The organism is Fretibacterium fastidiosum, assembly GCF_000210715.1.
Taxonomy (GTDB): domain Bacteria; phylum Synergistota; class Synergistia; order Synergistales; family Aminobacteriaceae; genus Fretibacterium; species Fretibacterium fastidiosum.
The window spans coordinates 469,652-475,728 of record NC_021038.1; the positions used below are offsets into that span (position 1 = coordinate 469,652).

At 66.7% G+C, this 6,077-nt stretch carries 7 protein-coding genes; 4 read left to right on the forward strand and 3 right to left on the reverse strand.

What is annotated here, in order from left to right:
- The 4 genes from SY1_RS02065 to SY1_RS02080 all read left to right on the forward strand — a co-directional run.
- Positions 1-257, forward strand: a 257-nt coding sequence (locus SY1_RS02065; RefSeq protein ID WP_208872587.1) for a hypothetical protein, incomplete at its 5' end; no start/stop codon positions are given.
- 424 nt (positions 258-681) lie between these two features.
- Entirely contained in the window at positions 682-1,689 is a 1,008-nt protein-coding gene (gene lplA / locus SY1_RS02070) for a lipoate--protein ligase (protein WP_208872588.1), read from the forward strand.
- Positions 1,690-1,703: 14 nt separating this feature from the next.
- On the forward strand, positions 1,704-2,555 hold the full coding sequence (gene lipA / locus SY1_RS02075; RefSeq protein WP_015556021.1) for a lipoyl synthase: 852 nt from the start codon (positions 1,704-1,706) through the stop codon (positions 2,553-2,555).
- Between the two features lie 66 nt (positions 2,556-2,621).
- Positions 2,622-3,686 (forward strand): O-acetyl-ADP-ribose deacetylase, encoded by a 1,065-nt coding sequence (locus SY1_RS02080; RefSeq protein ID WP_015556022.1) that lies wholly within the window; start codon positions 2,622-2,624, stop codon positions 3,684-3,686.
- Positions 3,687-3,703: 17 nt separating this feature from the next.
- On the opposite strand, the gene SY1_RS02085 is transcribed toward SY1_RS02080, so the two are convergent.
- The 3 genes from SY1_RS02085 to lplA (SY1_RS02095) form a co-directional block, all read right to left on the reverse strand.
- Positions 3,704-4,369: a vWA domain-containing protein gene (locus SY1_RS02085; RefSeq protein WP_015556023.1), complete on the reverse strand. Its 666-nt coding sequence runs from the start codon at positions 4,367-4,369 to the stop codon at positions 3,704-3,706.
- A 162-nt stretch (positions 4,370-4,531) separates the two neighbouring features.
- Positions 4,532-5,029, reverse strand: coding sequence for a GNAT family N-acetyltransferase (locus SY1_RS02090; protein ID WP_208872589.1), 498 nt, complete (start codon positions 5,027-5,029; stop codon positions 4,532-4,534).
- 2 nt (positions 5,030-5,031) lie between these two features.
- Positions 5,032-6,018, reverse strand: a complete 987-nt coding sequence (gene lplA, locus SY1_RS02095) for a lipoate--protein ligase (RefSeq protein WP_208872590.1) — start codon at positions 6,016-6,018, stop codon at positions 5,032-5,034.
- Positions 6,019-6,077: the final 59 nt, after the last annotated feature.

Here is a 6,077-nt window from a genome sequence, read left to right on the forward strand (position 1 = left end):
AGGCCGGAGAGGTCCGCGTTGGCGCGGAGGCTATCGTGGTCCTGCGGCCGGACAACGTCCGAAGTGGCGCCTGGTCCGGCGAGGGCGCGGTGCGGAAGGGAGTGCTCAAGGCCTTGGACGGGGAGGAAAGCGCGACCTTCACCTTTAAGGGCGACAAGGTGCAGGTGGTGGCGTCTCCGGGCTTCTCGTCGAGCACCGTAGGTTTGGGCGTGACGATCGAGGGGACCTACGTCCGTCAGAGGCTGCCGAAGCCGTAGCGCGCGGCGCTTCATCTCGATGCCGCACGAACGGCGGCCCGGCGAGGCGCTCCGTCCTCTTTGGTGCCCGAACCGTCCAGCCCGCCGGAGCGCGATGAGGAACCCGCTTCTCAGCGGGTTCCTCATTTATAGCACCCCTATAGCACCCCTTGATGTGGCCTGCCCGCGCCTGGCACTCATGGTATACTTATACGGAAAAGTGCTGTGAGGCATGAGGTTGAGGCATGAAGTCCCCCCTGGCTCCCTCCTTCGGCAAACCGGAAAAGGCCCGCCTGCGAGGTGGTCCGGGTGCAGCGGCGCCTGGGCCGCCCTGCAGGGGCCCGGCACGCCGGGGCTGCGGAGGGCAGTGGGGCGGGACGCGATACGGGGGCACGTTCCGACCAATGCGGCCGGAGAGACGCCCCGAATTGAGGAGGTCCGAGCGTTGCTGTTGATCGAGAACCCGTCCACCGACCCCGCGTATAACCACGCCCTCGAGGAATACCTCTTGAAGAACCTTCAGGAGGACGTCGTGATGGTCTGGCAGAACGTGCCGACGATCCTGATCGGCCGGAATCAGGACGCCCTCTGCGAGTACGACGCCGACTACGTTCGGGAGAAGGGCATCCGCGTGGTGCGCCGGCTCTCCGGCGGAGGGGCCATCTACTGCGACCTCAGGAACCTGCAGTACTCCCTCATCGCCCCGTTTTGGAGCGGCGGCGGGGAGGACGAAAACCCGTTCCTCAAGTTCGCCTCGCCGGTCGTCGGTGCCCTGAAGCGGCTTGGCATCGACGCGGAGTTCACGGGCCGGAACGACATCACCGTGGAGGGCAAAAAGGTCTCCGGAAACGCCCAGTTTCGATACGGGGACCGGGTGCTGCACCACGGGACGCTCCTGTTCGACGTGGACCGGGAGGCCATATCGAGGGCGCTGCGCCCCAACCCCGTCAAGTTCGTGAACAAGCAGGTCCGCTCCGTCGCCAGCCGGATCGGGACCCTTGCCCCATACGTCCGCATGGACGTGCGGGACTTCATGGAATACCTGAAGGAACAGCTCATGGGGCACTACGGCGTCCGCGAGACCTGCGCCGTCCACCAGGAGGACCTGCGGGAGGTCCTGCGGATCAAGCGGGAGCGCTTCGACTCCCCGGCGTGGAACTTCGGGATCCGCTACCGGTTCACGCACCGCTACGACGTCCGGCACCCCTTCGGCATGATCGGGTATCGCCTGGAGGTCGGGCGGAGCCTCATCGAGCACGCGGAGATTTTGGGGGACTTCTTCGGGGACCGGGACGTCTTCGAGCTGGCCGGACGCTTGAAGGGCTGCGCGATCGAGCGCGAGTCGCTGCGCCGGGGGCTCGAGGGGGTCCGCGTTGACGACTACATCCGGGGCATGGAGAACGAGGTCCTGATCCAGGACGTCCTGGCCGTCCAGGCCACGGACGCCGCATAAAGGAGGAACAGCCCATGACGGAACCCAGAGCGGCGATGCGGAAGCCTGAGTGGCTCAAGATCAAGGTTCAGGGAGGGCGCCCGTTTCAGGAGGTCGAGGCGCTCCTGAAGGCCCTGCACCTGAACACCGTGTGTCAGGAGGCCAACTGTCCGAACCGCATGGAGTGCTACGGCAAGAGGACGGCGACCTTCATCATTCTGGGGCGAAACTGCACGCGCAACTGCACCTTCTGCAACGTCAGCCGGGAGCGACCCGACCCCGTGGACCCGCTGGAGCCGGAGCACGTCGCCGCGGCCGTCCGCTCCCTGAAGCTCCGCCACGCCGTCATCACCTCCGTCACGCGGGACGACCTGCCCGATCAGGGGGCGGGGCAATTCGCCGCCTGCGTCCGGGAGCTTCGGGCGCAGTGTCCGGAGACGACCGTCGAGCTCCTGATCCCCGACATGCAGGGGCGCGAGGACCTGCTGGACGTCATCCTGGCGGAGCGCCCGGAGGTCCTGAACCACAACGTGGAGACGGTCCCCGCCCTCTACCCCAGGGTGCGCCCCCAGGCCGACTTCGAGCGCTCCCTGGGGGTCCTCCGCTACGCCAAGAGCAAGGGCTTCAAGACGAAGTCGGGCATCATGGTCGGGCTGGGAGAGCGGGAGGACGAGGTGATCGACGTCATGAGGCGCCTCAGGGAGGGCGACTGCGACATGCTGACCGTGGGGCAGTACCTGCAGCCCACCGCGCGGCACATCGCGGTGCACGAGTACGTCACGCCGGAGACCTTCGAGCGCTATCGGATCGAGGCCCTCGAGCTGGGCTTCGCGCGGGTGGCGTCGGGGCCGTTCGTCCGCAGCTCCTACAAGGCCGAGGCGCTTTGAGGGGTTCAGGCGTCCGTCGGGCGAAAGCGCTCCGCCCGATTCTGAAGCGAAGGAGGGCCCTGCGCCATGCCGCTTGAAATCGTCAGGAACGACATCACGAAGATGAAGGTGGACGCCATCGTGAACGCCGCCAACTCGTCGCTGTTGGGCGGGGGCGGCGTTGACGGGTGCATTCACCGCGCCGCCGGCGCGGGGCTCCTGGAGGAGTGCCGGACGCTGGGGGGCTGTGAGACGGGAAGCGCAAAGATAACCGGCGGCTACGGGCTGCCCTGCAGGTACGTCATCCACGCCGTCGGCCCGGTGTGGCGGGACGGCCGGCACGGGGAGCGGGACCTGCTCGCCTCCTGCTACAGGACCTCCCTCGAGCTGGCGAAGGAGCACGGCTGCGAGTCCGTCGCCTTCCCCCTCATCTCCTCCGGCGCCTACGGCTACCCGAAGGACCGGGCGCTCCGGGTCGCGGTCGACACGATCAGCGAATTCCTCTTCCGGAACGACATGACCGTCTACATCGTCATCTTCGACCGGAGGGCCTACCAGATCAGCGCGAAGCTGTTCCGGGACGTCGCGGAGTACGTGGACGACCACTACGTCGAGGAGCACGCGGACAGGAACGAGGCGCAGCGGCGCAGGAGGTCGTTCCCTGAGTGGGAGGCGGAGCTGCTGAGGTCCGCCGAGGTCCTGGAGGACCTCGACGAAGTCCATGAATGCGTCCCCCGAGATCCCGCCCGGAAGAGGGGGCCGATGAGCCCCGCCGGGCCTCTGAAGGACCTCGACGAGGTGGTGAGCCGGATCGACGAGAGCTTTTCGCGAATGCTCCTCCGCAAGATCGACGAAAAGGGCATGACGGACGTGGAGTGCTACAAGAAGGCCAACATCGACCGGAAGCTCTTCTCGAAGATCAGGAGCGACGTGGACTACAGGCCGAGCAAGCCCACGGCCCTCGCCTTTGCCATCGCGCTGGAGCTGCCCCTCGACGAGGCAAAGGACATGCTGATGAAGGCCGGGTTCGCGCTCTCCCGCAGCAGCAAGTTCGACGTCATCATCGAGTACTTCATCCGGAACGGAAACTACAACGTGTTCGAGATCAACGAGGCGCTCTTCGCCTTCAACCAGAGCCTGCTGGGGGCGTAGCGGGGGCCCGCCTGGCGCTATTCCGCGTCGCCTTTCCGGCCGCTTCGTCGGCGGCAGTCCTCGTCGATGCGCCGCTTCCAATCGGCGGACAGGGGCTGGCGGAGCCTGACGGTGGAGATGGCCTCGCTCATCACGTCGTAGTTGAGCCGCGTCCCCTCGCTGTCGCTGCAATAGTTCGCGGCGCGGTCCCTGCCGATCCCGAAGCGCTCTGCGGTCTCGATCGCGTCGATGTTGGCGCCGAGGAACAGGAACTCCCAGCCGTACCGGCTCTTCTCGAGCTCGATCATCTGCCTGACCTTTCTGAGGCCGTACCGGCGGCTCGCGTTCTCCTGTCCGTCGGTCGTGATCACGAACAGGGTGCGCTCCGGCACGTCCTCGGGGCGGGCGTACCGGTGGACGTTCCCGATGTGGTGGATCGCGCCGCCGATGGCGTCCAGCAGCGCGGTGGACCCGCCGACGGAGTACTCCGCCTCCGTCAGGGGCCTGACGTCCTTCACGTCCGCGCGGTCGTGGAGGACCTCGCTCTGGTCGTTGAAGAGGACCGTGGAGATGAGGGCCTCGCCGTCCCCCTTCCTCTGCTTCTCGATCATGGCGTTGAAGCCGCCGATGGTGTCGGACTCCAGCCCGCTCATGGAGCCGCTGCGGTCAAGGACGAACACGATCTCCGTCAGGTTCTCTTTCATCTTCGAGCCCTCCTGTGACCGGCGCCGCGCGAGACGGCGGGGCCGTTTTTTTACCCTTACGGCCCCATTATAGGAGGGAGGCGGCCGTCCGTGGTCGCATGGAAAGCGACATCGAGGCCGTGGCTTCCGGAAGGCGCCGAGCCCCGCAGGGGGACGCCCCGGTCACTCCCTGTAGCGGGCCATCAGGTACTCGTCCGCATACCGGCCGTCCCGGATGGCCGCGAAGCGCTCCGTCCCCTCGACGACGAACCCCAGGGATTTGTAGAGCCCGATGGCCCGCTGGTTGTCCGTAAAGACGGTGAGCTGCACGCGCTTCAGCATCAGCCATCGGTCCGCGATGTCGAGGAGCGCGGAGAGGAGAGAACGGCCGATGCCGCGGCCCTGATACTCGCGGTGCACCATGATGCCGAGCGTTCCCACGTGTCGCTGCCGCGCCGGCTTCGACACCTCGAGCCCCGCCAGGCCGACGACGCGCCCATCGACCTCCGCCGCCAGCAGCGGGTCCCGCATCCCGCGCAGAAAGTCCTCGACGTCCTCCAGCCGCTCGCTTTGGAGCGAAAGGATGTTCTCGAACACGCCCGTCATGACGCGCAGCGCGTGGATGTCCCGCGCATCCGCCATGGCGGCGGGGCGGACGTTCACGGGGGAAGGGCCGCTCAACGTCAGACCTCCGGGGTGAGCAGCTTCTCGACGTCCGCTCCCGACGCCCCCGCGAACATCTCCCCCGGCTCAAAGCCGGAGAGCGCCTCGTGCAGCGCCTCCCGCGTGTAGGGCGTCCCCAGGATGCGGCTCAGGAGCGGCCCATAGTCCCCCGTCCCGAAGTAGTCGCCGAAGAACGTGCAGCCCGTCACGCGCCCGTCCTGGACGCTCAGGCGCGCCTCGACGCCACCCCAGGGGAAGCGCTCGCGCCGCGCCTCCGTGAAGGCGGGGGAGGTGCCGTAGTTCCACTCCCAGGTGGAGTACTTCTCGTCCATCAGCTTCTGCACCTCGCGGCCGTCCTCCTCCGTCAGCGTCCTTGGGGTCAGGCCCTGAATCTGTGCCTGGAGCAGCGCCATGAAGTCCCGCGCTGTCATGTCCCCCGCGTTCGGCATGTGGGGCTTGACGTTGGTGACGCGGCTGCGCACGGACTGCACGCCCTTGCTCTTGAACTTCGCCGCGTCGACGTTCAGCGCCTGGGAGAGGACGTCCAGGTCCTCGTCGAAGAGCAGCGTCCCGTGGTGCATGGCGATGCCTCCGTGCCGATACTGCGCGCCGCCCGAGATCTTCTTTCCGTCGATGGCGATGTCGTTGCGGCCCGACAGCTCCGCGTGGACCCCCAGCTTGTCCAGGGCGTCGATGATGGGCTGGGTGAAGAAGGCGAAGTCGAACTCGCCCAGGTCGGCCCGGACGAAGCTGTAGTTGATGTTGCCCAGGTCGTGGTAGACGGCGCCGCCCCCCGAGTTTCGCCGCACCACGTGGATGCCGTGCCGCTTCACGAAGTCCCCGTTGATCTCGCTCAGGGTGCTCTGAAAGCGCCCGACGACGATGGTCGGCTCGTTCTGCCACAGCATGAAGAACTCGCTGCCCTCGCGGGCGGCCAGGCGGCAGAGGTACTCCTCGAGCGCGAGGTTGTGCTGCGGGCGCGTGTCGTGATTTTCGATCGTGTACACAGGTCGTTCCTCCCAATAATAAAAGTAAAATGGTGTGATACCAATTTGTGTCTAAAGGG

Bases quoted from the DNA above. Each gene is read 5' to 3' on its own strand.
- lipA (WP_015556021.1), top strand. From the start codon at position 1,704: ATGACGGAACCCAGAGCGGCGATGCGGAAGCCTGAGTGGCTCAAGATC.
- SY1_RS02080 (WP_015556022.1), top strand. From the start codon at position 2,622: ATGCCGCTTGAAATCGTCAGGAACGACATCACGAAGATGAAGGTGGAC.
- SY1_RS02085 (WP_015556023.1), bottom strand. From the start codon at position 4,369: ATGAAAGAGAACCTGACGGAGATCGTGTTCGTCCTTGACCGCAGCGGC.